This window comes from Candidatus Campbellbacteria bacterium, assembly GCA_016699465.1.
Classification (GTDB): Bacteria; Patescibacteriota; Minisyncoccia; order Phycocordibacterales; family EsbW-18; genus EsbW-18.
In genome coordinates this window covers 90191-103248 of record CP064977.1, presented here as the reverse complement: position 1 = coordinate 103248, position 13058 = coordinate 90191, and the positions used below count along the sequence as shown (strand labels likewise).

At 44.5% G+C, this 13058-nt stretch carries 16 protein-coding genes and 3 tRNA genes; 5 read left to right on the top strand and 14 right to left on the bottom strand.

Annotation, left to right across the window (positions count from 1 at the left end):
• Window positions 1–268 precede the first annotated feature (268 nt).
• The 3 genes from IPJ70_00585 to IPJ70_00575 form a co-directional block, all read right to left on the bottom strand.
• Complete coding sequence (locus IPJ70_00585; protein QQR82596.1) at window positions 269–766, bottom strand: hypothetical protein; 498 nt, start codon at window positions 764–766, stop codon at window positions 269–271.
• A 239-nt stretch (window positions 767–1005) separates the two neighbouring features.
• Window positions 1006–1719, bottom strand: a complete 714-nt coding sequence (locus IPJ70_00580) for a hypothetical protein (GenBank protein QQR82595.1) — start codon at window positions 1717–1719, stop codon at window positions 1006–1008.
• 178 nt (window positions 1720–1897) lie between these two features.
• The gene (locus tag IPJ70_00575; GenBank protein ID QQR82594.1) at window positions 1898–2434 is read right to left on the bottom strand and encodes a hypothetical protein; all 537 of its coding nucleotides are present in this window, start codon (window positions 2432–2434) and stop codon (window positions 1898–1900) included.
• Window positions 2435–2567: 133 nt separating this feature from the next.
• Here IPJ70_00575 and IPJ70_00570 point away from each other — a divergent pair, with 133 nt between their 5' ends.
• A complete protein-coding gene (locus tag IPJ70_00570) occupies window positions 2568–2894 on the top strand; it encodes a YqfO family protein (GenBank protein QQR82593.1) in 327 nt (108 codons plus the stop codon).
• Between the two features lie 82 nt (window positions 2895–2976).
• Here IPJ70_00570 and IPJ70_00565 read toward each other — a convergent pair whose 3' ends face one another.
• Together IPJ70_00565 and IPJ70_00560 are read right to left on the bottom strand one after the other, a co-directional pair.
• Complete coding sequence (locus tag IPJ70_00565; GenBank protein QQR82592.1) at window positions 2977–3762, bottom strand: hypothetical protein; 786 nt, start codon at window positions 3760–3762, stop codon at window positions 2977–2979.
• A 164-nt stretch (window positions 3763–3926) separates the two neighbouring features.
• A tRNA-His gene (locus IPJ70_00560) sits at window positions 3927–3999 on the bottom strand.
• A 498-nt stretch (window positions 4000–4497) separates the two neighbouring features.
• On the opposite strand from IPJ70_00560, the gene recR reads away from it, so the two are divergent.
• Both recR and IPJ70_00550 read left to right on the top strand, forming a co-directional pair.
• On the top strand, window positions 4498–5106 hold the full coding sequence (gene recR, locus IPJ70_00555) for a recombination protein RecR (protein QQR82591.1): 609 nt from the start codon (window positions 4498–4500) through the stop codon (window positions 5104–5106).
• Between the two features lie 55 nt (window positions 5107–5161).
• Complete coding sequence (locus tag IPJ70_00550) at window positions 5162–5440, top strand: DUF3850 domain-containing protein (protein ID QQR82909.1); 279 nt, start codon at window positions 5162–5164, stop codon at window positions 5438–5440.
• Window positions 5441–5560: 120 nt separating this feature from the next.
• On the opposite strand, the gene rplU is transcribed toward IPJ70_00550, so the two are convergent.
• The 6 genes from rplU to IPJ70_00520 all read right to left on the bottom strand — a co-directional run bounded on the left by rplU (window position 5561) and on the right by IPJ70_00520 (window position 8234).
• Window positions 5561–5869, bottom strand: a complete 309-nt coding sequence (rplU, locus tag IPJ70_00545; protein QQR82590.1) for a 50S ribosomal protein L21 — start codon at window positions 5867–5869, stop codon at window positions 5561–5563.
• Between the two features lie 51 nt (window positions 5870–5920).
• Window positions 5921–6253 (bottom strand): 4a-hydroxytetrahydrobiopterin dehydratase, encoded by a 333-nt coding sequence (locus IPJ70_00540; GenBank protein QQR82589.1) that lies wholly within the window; start codon window positions 6251–6253, stop codon window positions 5921–5923.
• 8 nt (window positions 6254–6261) lie between these two features.
• Entirely contained in the window at window positions 6262–6915 is a 654-nt protein-coding gene (locus tag IPJ70_00535) for a hypothetical protein (protein QQR82588.1), read from the bottom strand.
• A gap of 20 nt (window positions 6916–6935) precedes the next feature.
• Window positions 6936–7622, bottom strand: a complete 687-nt coding sequence (locus tag IPJ70_00530) for an NAD(+)/NADH kinase (GenBank protein ID QQR82587.1) — start codon at window positions 7620–7622, stop codon at window positions 6936–6938.
• Complete coding sequence (locus IPJ70_00525; protein ID QQR82586.1) at window positions 7619–7870, bottom strand: pyrophosphatase; 252 nt, start codon at window positions 7868–7870, stop codon at window positions 7619–7621. The genes IPJ70_00530 and IPJ70_00525 overlap by 4 nt, the downstream gene beginning before the upstream one ends.
• A gap of 293 nt (window positions 7871–8163) precedes the next feature.
• Window positions 8164–8234: transfer RNA gene (locus IPJ70_00520), tRNA-Pro, on the bottom strand.
• A 199-nt stretch (window positions 8235–8433) separates the two neighbouring features.
• Here IPJ70_00520 and IPJ70_00515 point away from each other — a divergent pair.
• Both IPJ70_00515 and IPJ70_00510 read left to right on the top strand, forming a co-directional pair.
• A tRNA-Ala gene (locus IPJ70_00515) sits at window positions 8434–8506 on the top strand.
• Window positions 8507–8715: 209 nt separating this feature from the next.
• A complete protein-coding gene (locus tag IPJ70_00510) occupies window positions 8716–9249 on the top strand; it encodes a phosphatase PAP2 family protein (GenBank protein QQR82585.1) in 534 nt (177 codons plus the stop codon).
• A 401-nt stretch (window positions 9250–9650) separates the two neighbouring features.
• Here IPJ70_00510 and IPJ70_00505 read toward each other — a convergent pair whose 3' ends face one another.
• From IPJ70_00505 to IPJ70_00495, 3 genes are all read right to left on the bottom strand, one after another.
• Window positions 9651–10544: a hypothetical protein gene (locus IPJ70_00505; GenBank protein QQR82584.1), complete on the bottom strand. Its 894-nt coding sequence runs from the start codon at window positions 10542–10544 to the stop codon at window positions 9651–9653.
• Between the two features lie 12 nt (window positions 10545–10556).
• Complete coding sequence (locus tag IPJ70_00500; protein ID QQR82583.1) at window positions 10557–11780, bottom strand: GIY-YIG nuclease family protein; 1224 nt, start codon at window positions 11778–11780, stop codon at window positions 10557–10559.
• Between the two features lie 302 nt (window positions 11781–12082).
• Complete coding sequence (locus IPJ70_00495) at window positions 12083–13024, bottom strand: hypothetical protein (protein QQR82582.1); 942 nt, start codon at window positions 13022–13024, stop codon at window positions 12083–12085.
• Between the last annotated feature and the right edge of the window lie 34 nt (window positions 13025–13058).

The following is a 13058-nucleotide window of genomic DNA, read 5'->3' as shown; positions in this document are numbered from 1 at the left end:
CCTGAGTCGAAGTTGTTCTTTCGTTCGGTTCCGTAAAAAGTATAAGTCATAAATCGTCCCACGTCAAGTTACCCCAAAGAGCCCTAAAAATCTGCTAAAATAGTCACATGCATACAATCCAGAAACTAGCTGAATACTTTCAAAAGTTCCAAAAAACCATTCTCTAATTCGCGCGAATAGTGGAGTAGATTCAAAAAATAAAAATAAGAAAACCGCCAGACAAAGCGCGGTTTTCCGTGTCTGTCAGGCGGCAGAGATTGAATGCCCACTACCGAAGGTGTTTGCTCGCCTTGGCAAGCACCCGACCTCGGGCGTCTTCCGCGAGCACTGTAAGGGTGGCGCTCCGCAACCTCCAACCATCCTTGAGTCGAACGAGCATCCTCTCGTCGACTCTCGTGAAAAGACTCACTGGAAGGATTGTGTCTTTTCCGTCCGTAATCGTCTTGTACGTGTCCGGGTCGTAGAAATCTCCGGTGACGTTGCATCGGGTTGTGAACTCCCCGTGTGTCGTCTTCGTCCAGGTGATCTCCGATGAGGCACACGTGGTCACAACAGAATCGAGTCCTCCGTCCTGGTAATAAGTGGCTTCCAGAGCGTTTGCAAGTGAGGCGGCCGCGTCCAACGCTTCTGCGGCCACAAACCTCTCCAGCTGCTCCGCCTTTTTGTGATGCTTGTAGACAGTGAGAAGGGCCTGGAAAACCAACGCTACCGTCAAGACGATAAGCACACCTCGGAACAGTTTCATGATTTTTCTCCAAAAGTTCATACGCCAAGTAGCGTATGTTGTGTTCTATCTGTTTTTTAGCAAAAATAATTTGTTTTGTCAAGTTACCCCAAATAGCCCTAAAAATCTGCTAAAATAGTCGCATGCATACAATTCAGAAACTAACTGAATACTTTCAAAAGCTCCAAAAAACCATTCTCTAATTCGCGCGAATAGTGGAGTAGATTCAAAAAATAAAAATAAGAAAACCGCCTGATGAAAGCGCGGTCTCCCGTGTTTCATCAGGCGGTGGCTACAACTGGTCGAAACTGAACTCGAATTCCAAGACGTTGGTAGGCCTTCGCCCAACGTCCACTCGAACCAATCCACGGTCCGAGTTGTGATGATTTGACCACCACAACCTCTCCTTCGAGAGATACTTCGGCGTCACTGGCAGGATGCCTCCGAAAGAAGTCTGCGAGACCCTCTGGACTAAGTCCAGAGCGACCAAACCAGTGATAATGGTGACCACCGCCGTGGGTCTTTCTGTTTTGAATCAAGACCCAACTCGGCACATCTGGAACTCGCATCGGGTTGTCAATCCCGACCAAGAACTTTCCGTCCTGTGCCGCGTGGTAGAGAGCGGCACAAGGGTGATCCAGCGGGGCGGTGAGAAAGCTTGTTCCCGACCGGAACTTCTCCTTGCACGGTTCATCAGACCCTCTGACACACCCGTGCTCGCTCCGAATGAGTTCTCCGCACCCTTTGCAGAACGCGAAGAGATTACCACCTTCTGTGATAACTGGTCCATCCGACGACACTTCAACTACTAGAAGGAGAACCCCGTCCTCTCCCCCGAAAGTGCCGTAGTACTCGACACTCTTGGCTCCCTTGCCAAGTAAGATTTCAATCTCATTCAGCGGCTCATGCCGCAGAAAGTTGATGGGCTCTTTTCTGAGTCCGTCAACAAGAAAGGCGTACTTCCCTTTCTTCACTTCAATTTTTTTCCTTTGCATAGTATCTCCTTTTTTCTTTCGGTTATCTCAACGCTCTCTTCAAATCACAAACACTGAGATAACCGAAAGAATTTTCTCAAAGAACAAACCATTTCGTCCTTTTGGACTCATCGGGTAGAACACACATTCTACGATGGGAGAGGTTTTGTTGACGGAGTCCTCTCAAACTCCCACGTTGCTACTTGTCGTAGACCAAGTAGCGGTAGACTGCCGCCGCGGCGGCAGAATCCCAGAGCGGATTGTGGGTTCCTCCGACGATGTCGGTACCCACTCCCACCTGAAGACCTCGCTCGTCCGCGAACTTGTCCACCGAGGTGGGGTCCGCACCAGCGGCCTGCAGGTTTCCGCTGACGTCGTAGAGCGGGTACGGCCCCTCCCAGTCGCCGATAAGGCCGCGATCGTGGAGATCACGAAGAATCTTCGCCTCCACGATGTACCCCATGTGCACGACGACGTCGGCTCCGTCCTTGTTCGCCTTGTAGAAGTCGGCGAACGAGGCGAGAAGCGAGTCGTAGTCCTCATGGGTCACCGGGATTCCCTGCACCTGGGGCAGAGTGTTCTCCCGGCTCCACGAGTCGGTCACCGCCGAGTCCGGCAGACGGCCGACGAATCGGGCAATTTCAACGCCGTTCTCGTCGTAGACGAGGGCGCCGATCGCCCACGCCTGTCCCCAGAGTCCGTTGGTCTCGGCGTCAAATGAGAAAATCTTCTTCACGATTTTTCTCCTTCGGTTTTGACCAACCATTACGGCTGATCTGGTGATGAGCTTCTGTTAGATATTATACTATATATTATTACCACTTGTCAAGTTACCCCAAATAGCCCTAAAAATCTGCTAAAATAGTCGCATGTCTCAAACAAAAAAACTAAAAATCGTTGTGTTCGTTCCTGAATCACACGCCGATGTTGTTCGTGATGCTGTAGGTAAAGCAGGCGCAGGAAAAATTGGCAACTATTCATTCTGTACCTTTTCATCAAAAGGAACCGGACGATTTCTACCTGAAGACGGAGCGCGTCCAGCAATAGGTGAAGTTGGTACATTAGAATCTGTACCAGAAGAACGAATTGAATTTGTCTGCGAAAGAGAGAAAATGCTTGATATTATTTCGGCGATGAAATCAGTACACCCATACGAAGAAGTTGCCTTCGACGTCTATCCACTTGAAAATTTATGAATGCAATCCAAAAACTAGTTGAATACTATTAGAGAAAGGCCCGCTTCGTGTTAAACGAAGCGGGCCTTATGTGTGCGAACCGCTACGATTCATACACCAGATCGTCGGCATCTATGCGCCATGGGTATGGTTTAAGTACTGCAGCAATACGACGTTGAAACCCTGGAGCTAGTATCTCGAAAAATCCGTACCGCTCCGGAAATTCAAATGGAATGAGGAGAAACTCTCCCTTGGAAAACGGCGATTGCTCGCCGAGGAGAAACTTCCCCTCCCCCACCTCACAAGCAATGTTGTACTTCTTTTCTACCTCGAGCTCGGCAACTGACTTTGAAAAGTTGGGGTACTTCTGGACGCGTCGAAGGAGATTTTTCATCTCGATATCAAACGCGCCCCTCGGAATGTACCGAAAGAAATCTTCCATAACTTCTCTATTTGGCTGTTGTCGACCTTGGAGCACTTCTTCCTCCCAGTTGATAAGAATACCACTTTCGCGCACTGCCTCATTTTGGGAAACGAGGGCACTGATGAGATTGATATACTCGACGACCAATGCATCAGACACCCGCCCCTCGTCCACAAACGCCTTGTTGAATGTGAACCACCAGTTGACTCGAAAGCCATTACTGGTGAAAACATCAATAATGCGCGGAATTGCCTCAAGGATCATCTTCTTCTCGGAAGGAAGGGGTGAAAGTCGACCTCCTTGTTGTATTTTCCGAGTTTCGAGATCTTTCGACAGACACCACTGGGTGAGTACGTCTACCGGCTTTCCGTCTCGAGCACACTGCTCGAGAAGTTCATCGACCCATTCGTCAATCCTCTTGTTGTTGGGTCGAATACGCCGAGCCTCATCTCGAAGAAATGCCATGACCTTTCTCGTCTGTGGTAGGGACATTTTGCTTTCCTTTCGACCTTTGAGCTGAGACCGCACGTTCTGTGCGAGTCTTGAAAGAACAATTCTAAATGTTCGCATCTTATTACCAATGCGATTTCTGAGCGTATTTTTTTGTTTTTTACTTTTATAGCTCATAGGGTGTCTGACGGGACTTGAACCCGCAACCACTTCTGCCACAGAGAAGCGCTCTACCAATTGAGCTACAGACACCATGTGTACGGAGAGATTATCTCTCCGTACAGGTTGTTAGTGCGGACCTGCTCCGCCAAAAGAACGACGGGTTCGTGTGAAGCCCATGCGTTTCTCCTTTCATAAACGCAAAAAACTCCCATTCCCTGTGCACCGTCATATACGACGATACAAAAGGAACGAGAGTCTTTAGATATGACTACCCGCGGTTCCATCCTCTTTCCCGAACTCCTTATGCAGGATATCCGGACACTTAATTTACAGATTCACGATGTGTGACCACCGTCTAGCTTGTGCCCTACTTCTTTGCTGGGCTTTTTCACTAACCGCTCCAGTGACGTGTTCAAAAATCTCTTCAGGGTTCGGCTCACACTATCCCGAACTCGCTCAAACCATACTAAGACTTCCTACTATTCCACTGTATAAACGCGTTTGAAATGTAATCTACAAACATTATATACCGCACATTTTTTCTGTCAAGAAACACATAGTGGATCAAAATTTGTTAAACTGTACAAGATGAACGCGATACAAAAACTAGCTGAATACTTTCAAAAATTTCCAGGCATCGGACCACGACAAGCAAAACGCTTCGTGCACTTTCTCCTTACCCAAGACAAGGCATTTGTGAAAAGTTTGTCTGAGCGTATTGAAGAACTCCAAGCGTCTATTTCACGCTGTGCGCAGTGCCACCGCTTCTTTGATGCAGATGGCTACGCCGAGGTCTGTGATATCTGTTCATCTCCAAACCGGGACACACACCTACTCATGGTGGTTGAAAAAGATGCCGATCTAGACGCCATTGAAAAAACACACGCATACAACGGTCACTACTTTGTCATTGGAGGAACCGTTCCCCTTCTTGAATCAACACCATCAAATCTTAAAACAGACGAGCTCACGAAGTACGTGCAAAAAAATATCAAAAACCTCAAAGAAATCATTATCGCCACAGGAGCACATCCTGAGGGTGAAATGACCGCGGACCACGTGAAGTCACTTCTCTTACCTATCACCACTGAAAACGGTATTACTATCTCCATGCTCGGACGCGGACTCTCCACAGGAACTGAACTTGAATATTCCGATGCCGACACCATTAAAAGCGCGTTTACTAATAGACGCTAATACAACAAATATTCGTCGCGCCTTAATTGACACTTGCGCGACGTGATTTTGTGAAATCATATGCGTATTGAGAAAAAAAATTTGGCCAAAATATTTTGATGAAGTAGCGAGTGGTAGAAAATCTTTCGAGCTACGTCTCAATGATTTTGAAATAAACGAAGGCGACACATTGGTATTGCGAGAGTGGAATCCAGAGACAAAGGAGTACACGGGACGAACAATAGAAAAACAAGTTGGGTTTGTTGGTAACTGGACACTGAATGACCTCACCAAATTTTGGCCCAAAAAAACTATTGAAGAAAAAGGTTTGAAAATTATATCCCTAAAGGACTGAGACTATTCTCCTATTCGCGCGAATTAGTCCATAACAAAAATGTACCGATATATCGGTACATTTTTAAATTTCTTGATTAAAGTACTAAATAAAAAATCTCCTCGATGTTGGGGAGATTTTTTATACTTTCTTGATGGTTACCTTTGAGAATGGCTGGCGGTGTCCGCGCTTCTTGTAGTATCGGCTCTTTGCCTTGTATTTAATAACCTCAATCTTTTTACCACGTCCTTGTGCATCGAGTGTTGCTTCGATTTTTGCACCTACAATGTAGGGAGCACCGAGGGTTGTTGTAGAACCATCGTCCATGAGCACAACCTTATCAAAAACAACCTTCTCACCTGCCTCGATAGGAAGTTTTTCGGTTACTATTGACTTGTCGTCAGAAACGAGGTATTGCTTTCCGCCTGTTTCAATTACTGCAAATGTCATAGGGACTTAGTATACACGTTCTATAGGCGATGACAAGTCCCCACAGTGCCTTTAAGAGGCACTTTTATATAAGATATCTATCTTTGACGCAAGAATAAAATCATTTACCGAAAGACCACCAATCGCATGTGTCCAAAGGGTTAATTCAACAATGTTATAAAAAATAGCAATATCGGGGTGGTGCCCTTCTTTTTCAGCAATAGGCATAATCGCATTCACAAATGCCACTGATTCAGGGAATGTCTTGAACTCAAATTTTTTGTAAAGTCGCCCCTCTTTGAGCGACCACGTGGAGATAAGTAGAAGATTTTTTGTAATTCCCTCTTCGCTCATTGGTGACATACCACCTTCACACGGCACGCAATGTTGTTGTGATAATTCCATATACCCTATTAACGTATTGGCGAGTTTGCCCTACACGCAGTTAATTCTGGTGTTTGTGTCCATCCACACTCGCCGTCAGTTTGCACTTCACATTGTGCACTTTTATAACATGCATACCATGGTTCATATTCGCACGCCGTAACAATCTCGCTTGCTTTAGTGGCATCGACACATACCACGCTACTACATCCAGCTGGCACACATTGTTTAACTACTTTTGGAATTTCTGGAGGTGGCAGTGACTTGGTATTGTTATTTGAATCTACAGCGGGTGAATCATTTGTTTTTTCTACGGTTGTAGTTGCGTTATCAAAAACATCAATCTTTTTTTGATCTGTTTCATTATGTGTTGCTTGTGAATAAAACAGTGTTGAAGCAATGACGACGAGAAACACAATGAGCCAGCCAAGTGTTGTAAAAAACAATATGAGTGCTTCACGTTTCATTCCCTCCAGATACAAAAGAATTGGCTTTCCTAACACAAGTCCTCCGGTTATAGATGCAGAAACAACAAAAAGCAAAAGCATGAAAACAGGGAGAGCAAAACCAGCCACATTATCAATTCCTTGAGTATTAAATCCAAGCCATGCAATACCAGACACGTAGATACATACTCCGCCCGCATTCATAAAACTTTTTAGGATGTAGTCGAATGTTTTCATATATACATAATTGTAACACTTTACTGGGACACCGAGATTATTTTTGCGGTTTCGGAGGATTTTTGGATAGTGAGAATGTCGCCTATTGTAAGTGGATATGATTCTTCCTGATTATCCGCATAACAAAACGCAGGCCCGCGGGTAATTTCAATAGACACAATGCTATCTTCTTTCAGAACAATATGGTCTGTTTGCTCGGTGCTATTGTTGAACGCAAGACCAATTCCTGTTTCAAAAATACTGTCAGTGATTGAACGGTAGTAACCAGTTGAGCCAAGTGGGGTTGCACACACCGTACCATCACCGATGACTTCATCATACAAAGCATTTCCATTCACACGCGGAATGTACCGAATAGCATGTCGCGGGTTTTCGTTGTGCACCACAATATCGTTGAGCGCTTCCGCGTGCCTCTCCCCGATTGAAAAACGCAATTTCATGTGCTCGGTTACTGTGCACTTTCCTGAAAAGAATTTGTCCAAAATCTCTTCATTGGGAATTTTAGGACCAAGCTTTGCAATTTTGCTATTTTTCAAAAAAAGTTTTGGAACCGCAGGATACTGGTGTTCAGCAATCATCAACGTCCCATCTCCACCAAACAAAATAACCACATCAGGGTTTTCAGTAACAACTTCACACACGCGCGCGTATGGTGCTAAAAGTTGTTCTAACCGAGCGGTATCTGCTGTGACAAATGCAATTTTCATTGGTGTGTATTATTCCTTAATGTGAGTAAACCATTTTTCTTCAAAGCGTCAGATAGATCAATGTTCTCCTGTTCAGCAAAAAGAAGCAAGTACCCAAACACGTCCGCAATTTTCTCTCTAAGCATTTCTTGTATTTCTTCCTCGGTTTTCCCTTTTTGTCTACCCCTCTTTGTAAGCATGAGGTAGACCTGCACACATTCTCCCCACTCATCGGTCAACTTAAACGGTGCATAATCTCTGTCCATCATGTACATCTGGAAAATCTTTCCGGTACTGTCCCATAACTTTTTTACTTAGTCGGTAAACATAAAAATACTGGCATAAAAATATTTTTAATTTTAAATACTAATTTTACACCCTCTGTCGGGATGCCGAGCTTTGACTGTGCACAGTCAAAGAGTCGGAGCGCGACGGCGCGAGACGGGGTCGCAAAAATTTTCAGCAGAAAATTATTTGTGACTCAGAACTCGGTCTACGTCTCTTTCAGAGCCACGGAAGTGCCCCACACTTCCGGTGTCTTATTCTTCTTTTACGCCATCTGTCGGGCCGCCGAGAATCGAACTCGGTCTACGTGCTCCCGAAGCACGCGTACTACCGGTATACTACGGCCCGACAGAGAAAATAATTTTGAGGAACAATCTATCCCAAACCACGCACGATTGAGTACAATAGTACAACCACATTACAAATCTACTAATGTACCTACTGGGTACTATCGGTATACTACTCCACATCCTTCTTGTTTTGAAGATATTTTATGATATCATTTTCTTCGCTGAAGGCATGCCCAGTATCTTCAATTACTCGATACGGGCCCGTAGCTTAGTTGGTAGAGCGCCTCATTTGCAATGAGGAGGTCACCGGTTCGAATCCGGTCGGGTCCACAAAGTAAAAACCTTCTTGAATCTAGGTTTTTTATTTTATGGAAGTCGCAGGCGCGCCATTGGTCTGAGCGCCGACCCAGTAGGTCAATGTGCTCATTGAGACGGGCGATCAAAAGATCGTGCCGGGGTAGGCTTCAAGAACACTTAGGATTTTACGAACGAAGTGAAGTAAAATACTTAGTGATTCGTGACCACAAAAACAAACTCCAATGAACCTTAACCTAGAAATTCTATTCACCCTTAACGGGATTCTTGGCACATCCCCCCTCATCGATGGAATAGTACTTTTTTTTGCACAATATTACGTTTTTCTCATCATACTCATTGCTGGTGTTGTGTGGTATCGCGACATTTACACAGGATCACTTCTGACATTTTGGAAAAATACGAAAGCACTCATTGCAAGTGTTCTTGGTGCCGAACTTCTTACAGAATTCATTCGCTTCATATACGAAAGCCCGCGACCTCTGCACACACTCAATATTCCCTACTTGTTTGATAAAACATCAAACTCTTTTCCGTCCGGTCACACTATGTTTGTTTTTTCACTTGCAACTGCAATGTACTTTTTTGGTAATAAAAAACTTGCATGGATGTTGTATGCATCAGGACTACTCATAGGCATCGCTCGTATTACTGCTGGCATACACTACCCAAGCGATATTCTTGGTGGTATTGTCCTAGGAATCTTGACTGGATACTGCGCCCACTACCTCTTTGGACCAAAAAAGATCGCCACATAAAAAGATTGACAGTACGTAATCTGAGATGTATTTTACATTTCAGATAAAACCAATTTCCACAACAAAAAGGAGTGGCTGATGTCCAAAAAGATCCGTTGTCTTTGGGAACAAGAGCTCAAGGAGCTCGGATGGGACAGATGCCTGTTCGACCGCCTCAAGTTTCACAGAACTCTTACAGTTGACTCAGTGGTACAGTGCACGGGCCGAAGTCCCCAGACAGTGTATCAACACTTTAAGCGACTTGTGGACTCTGGGAACGCGAGGTGGTATTTCAAGTACCGGTACATAAAAGGTGGGCTGATTCGAGAAGCAATCAAGCTCCCTGAGCAATAACCGGTGACACAGCACAGGCCCTTTTCCGTTGTACGGAAAAGGGCCTTAGTTTTTTAATCCTCTTGGTTCTATTTTTTCAAAGAAAGAGAAACGATGTGATCTAAATAATGTGAAAGTGGAACCCCCACTTCAGCAAGAGAACGCCCGAGCGCAGAATCATCGCCAAATGCCGGCGCTGTTTTTGTTTCAAGAACGTATACACCTCGCGGAGACACAACGCAATCAGAGAGTGAATAGTGACGTGCGCCCAGTGCATTGTGTGCGGTACGCGCCATATGTTGTACTTCTTCCTTTTCTTCCCGAGAAAGCTGAGCATTTTCATCTGACGTGTGTACAGGGAAAGCCGTGTGTTGTTTTTCACCACGAAAATCATCCGTAACCAAACACGAGACTCTCTTTCCAGGAATGTGCATTTCTATGAGCGTCGTGCCGTGTTTTTGCTGTGCGTGCGCAATAGCATCGGTAAGTTCAGCAAGTGTGTACACAATCTCATTGTTTCGCGAGCCAGACACAACGGGGTGCACTGTTGTTGGATGCGGAAATGTTCGAAAAATTTCACGAATATCTTTTTCGTTGTGTACACTACCATCAAATATCGTGTGCAGTGGTGTCCGAAGAGCGTTCTGTGTGTATATTTCTTTGGAACGAAGTTTGTGTTGAGCGATACTTGTCGCGAGTGAGCCCGATCCGGTAAATGGAATATGAAAACGCTCGAGCGTTCTAATGACACCTTCATTGTTTCCATCAAGCGCATTAAAAATAACATCGAAACGTCGGACCGCTTGTTCTGGCAAAAGAGGAAATCCTTCCACGTGCCACACGCCATTTGTATCTATAAAAATATCGTGGGGTTCGTATTTTTCCTGAGACAGCGTGTTCAACACCACCTTCCCTGTTTCAAGAGAATTTTGGTATCCACTACCTCCTCCACCACGTACAACACCAACGCGTATTTTGGTCATGTCTTTAGTATATCAAAAAATTCGATTCTTTTTTGCTCTATGTCGACTAAGCGCAAAGCGGTGTGCCTCGTTATTGACAAGAAGAATCTCTTTTTCATTACCTAGTATATCTTTTTGATTTCCTAGAAGTTTTTCAGGTCTGTGATGTTCATTTTTAGTGACGGCAACAATAGGAATCTGAAAGCCAAATGTTTTTAAAATCTTTTCAGCTGCATTCTTTTGAGCAATACCACCGTCCACAACAATAAGCTTGGGTAGATGCCACTCCATGTGTTGCAAACGGCGTTCAAGAATCTCAGAAAGACCAGCAATATCTCCCTGTTGTTTCGTTTTAATAGAAAAGGTTCGATACTCTCTTTTGTTTGGTTCCCCATTTTCTATAACAGTCATTACACCAACACGTGCAGTTTCGGAAATATGCGCCACATCATATGCCTCTATTCTTTTTTGAGCTTTGAACTTTGAACTTTGAACTTCAGGCCGTATCAACGCTACATCTTGAATATGTTGCAAGGCATACAAACGTCTCTTTATTTCGCTAGCCTGTTCAAATTTGCGGGCACGGGCATACTGCTTCATTTCTCTGGTAAGAGTAGTGAGAAGTTGTTTTTTCTTACCTTCAAAAAAGAGCACAATATGTCGGATTGTTTTTTTATACTCCAGCACACTTATTTCTTGTGATCGTGGAGAAAGTCCGAGTTCTTCGTACAAACGAGATGCACGTCTTCGATCCGAAGCCAATGGTGCATCATTTTTTCCTCGAAATGGAAATATTTTACGAATAATCTGTAATGCTTCCTTTAGTTGTGTACCATGAGGAAATGGGCCGAATGAATGACGAATGTGGAATGTAGTATGTGGAATGTTGGAGAGTTCTCGTTCACGAAGAGTAAAAACACGCGGAAAATCTTCTTTGGTAATAACAACGTAGTTAAAACTCGTATCGCTCTTCTCTTTTGCGTTATACTTTGGTTGATGTTTTTTAATCAGCACCGCCTCAAGAATGAGTGCCTCAAGGACGGAGGGTGTTTCTTCAAACCGGACACGCGTTGCTTCATCAAGCATTTTTACGATACGCCGGCCACGCGTTTCTATAATATCCGAGGAAAAATAGCTACGTACACGATTTTTAAGCGATGTTGCCTTGCCAATATAGAGGATATCTTTACCTTTACAAAAAAGGTACACGCCAGGAGCATCGGGGAGAGTGTGTATATCTTTTAGATGTAACGCCATTATAGGATTATACTATAAGGTAGACGAACGACGAGCAAGGAGAATATATGAGTGCCGAAGATACACCGCACAGCCGAGTGCCAAGGCCGACACGCGTCATTGTTGGAATTTCATCTTTCGACATCGAAACCCCGTGTCCACCACCCCCACTTCCTGATGTAGGAGCTAACGGTCATCCCTCGGATTCTGCCCTGCGGCATCACGACATCGACAGTGATGGCGCCGATCTAGACTTCGAATCTTAACTTCTCTTGTGTTCAAAACTGGCCAGATAGCACATCTGGCTTTTTGTATGCACTCCACTAGCGTAATTCGGCCTCTAACTTTTCTTTCTTTTCTTTTTTTGTACGTATATCAGCATCCAGTTGTTTAAGTCGTCGTTCACGATCTCGCAATTTTGTATCCGCAGTACGCACCGCTTGTTCAGCCATTCTCTTTGTACGTTCGTTTTCTTGCGTATCTCTTTTTTGCTTCTGTCCGCGCGTTGTAAATAAACGCAATTTTCTCATAACATCTTGAATACTTCTTTCAACAGCACCGAGCACCGTTTGTATCTGTTCAGATTCTTGTTGTATTTTTTTCTCTTGCTGCGCTGATAAACCTCCAACCACCTCTTCTTTGTGTGCATCTTTTTGTACGGTACTCAATTCCAATTCAATCTTTTTCTTTTCTGCTTCTTCACGAGTACATGTCGCCTTTTCTTCACGCAGACGCGCCTCATCAGCAGCAATAATTTTTTTGAGTGTTTCCATATCCTTTTCTAACTTGACAAGCTCACGCTTTAGCTCGCCTTCTTTCCCTGCATTTTTTTGGATATGAGAAATAGTCGGCTTAGCACGCTGGCGTGTTACGTGCTCTTGTGCCATTTTTTTGAGTGTTGCAGTGAGTGTTTCTTTTTTCTTTGTGAGTTCGGCCAACTCGCTTTCAAGTTTTTGCTGTGTACGACTTATATCAAGCGTTTCCGTCTTTGCCTGTGCTTGGTGAGTTACGGTACTTTCAACCGTTCTTTTTTCTTCCGCCTCTTGACGTTTAATTGAATCTTCTTCGAGCACTAGTGACGCTCGTTCTTGCTCTGCACGTTTTATTTCTTGGTTTAAACGCGAAAGTTCTAATTGGACAATTTGCGCATGCTGTTGTTTCCGCCTTTCTTCTTGTGCCTTGATAAGTCGCTGTGCACTTGCCGTTTCTTCAAGCGCTTTCCGACGAAGGTCCTCTTTTCCTTTAGTGTCATCAAAATTGGACATATATGATCAACTAGGTACTAGAAACTAGTAATGG

Excerpts from the sequence above, each read along its gene's own strand:
- IPJ70_00565 (QQR82592.1), bottom strand. The coding sequence starts at position 3,762 with ATGGCATTTCTTCGAGATGAGGCTCGGCGTATTCGACCCAACAACAAG.
- IPJ70_00570 (QQR82593.1), top strand. The coding sequence starts at position 2,568 with ATGTCTCAAACAAAAAAACTAAAAATCGTTGTGTTCGTTCCTGAATCA.
- IPJ70_00535 (QQR82588.1), bottom strand. The coding sequence starts at position 6,915 with ATGAAAACATTCGACTACATCCTAAAAAGTTTTATGAATGCGGGCGGA.
- IPJ70_00530 (QQR82587.1), bottom strand. The coding sequence starts at position 7,622 with ATGAAAATTGCATTTGTCACAGCAGATACCGCTCGGTTAGAACAACTT.
- IPJ70_00540 (QQR82589.1), bottom strand. The coding sequence starts at position 6,253 with ATGGAATTATCACAACAACATTGCGTGCCGTGTGAAGGTGGTATGTCA.
- rplU (QQR82590.1), bottom strand. The coding sequence starts at position 5,869 with ATGACATTTGCAGTAATTGAAACAGGCGGAAAGCAATACCTCGTTTCT.
- IPJ70_00500 (QQR82583.1), bottom strand. The coding sequence starts at position 11,780 with ATGGCGTTACATCTAAAAGATATACACACTCTCCCCGATGCTCCTGGC.
- IPJ70_00585 (QQR82596.1), bottom strand. The coding sequence starts at position 766 with ATGAACTTTTGGAGAAAAATCATGAAACTGTTCCGAGGTGTGCTTATC.
- IPJ70_00525 (QQR82586.1), bottom strand. The coding sequence starts at position 7,870 with ATGATGGACAGAGATTATGCACCGTTTAAGTTGACCGATGAGTGGGGA.
- IPJ70_00510 (QQR82585.1), top strand. The coding sequence starts at position 8,716 with ATGAACCTTAACCTAGAAATTCTATTCACCCTTAACGGGATTCTTGGC.
- recR (QQR82591.1), top strand. The coding sequence starts at position 4,498 with ATGAACGCGATACAAAAACTAGCTGAATACTTTCAAAAATTTCCAGGC.
- IPJ70_00495 (QQR82582.1), bottom strand. The coding sequence starts at position 13,024 with ATGTCCAATTTTGATGACACTAAAGGAAAAGAGGACCTTCGTCGGAAA.
- IPJ70_00580 (QQR82595.1), bottom strand. The coding sequence starts at position 1,719 with ATGCAAAGGAAAAAAATTGAAGTGAAGAAAGGGAAGTACGCCTTTCTT.
- IPJ70_00505 (QQR82584.1), bottom strand. The coding sequence starts at position 10,544 with ATGACCAAAATACGCGTTGGTGTTGTACGTGGTGGAGGAGGTAGTGGA.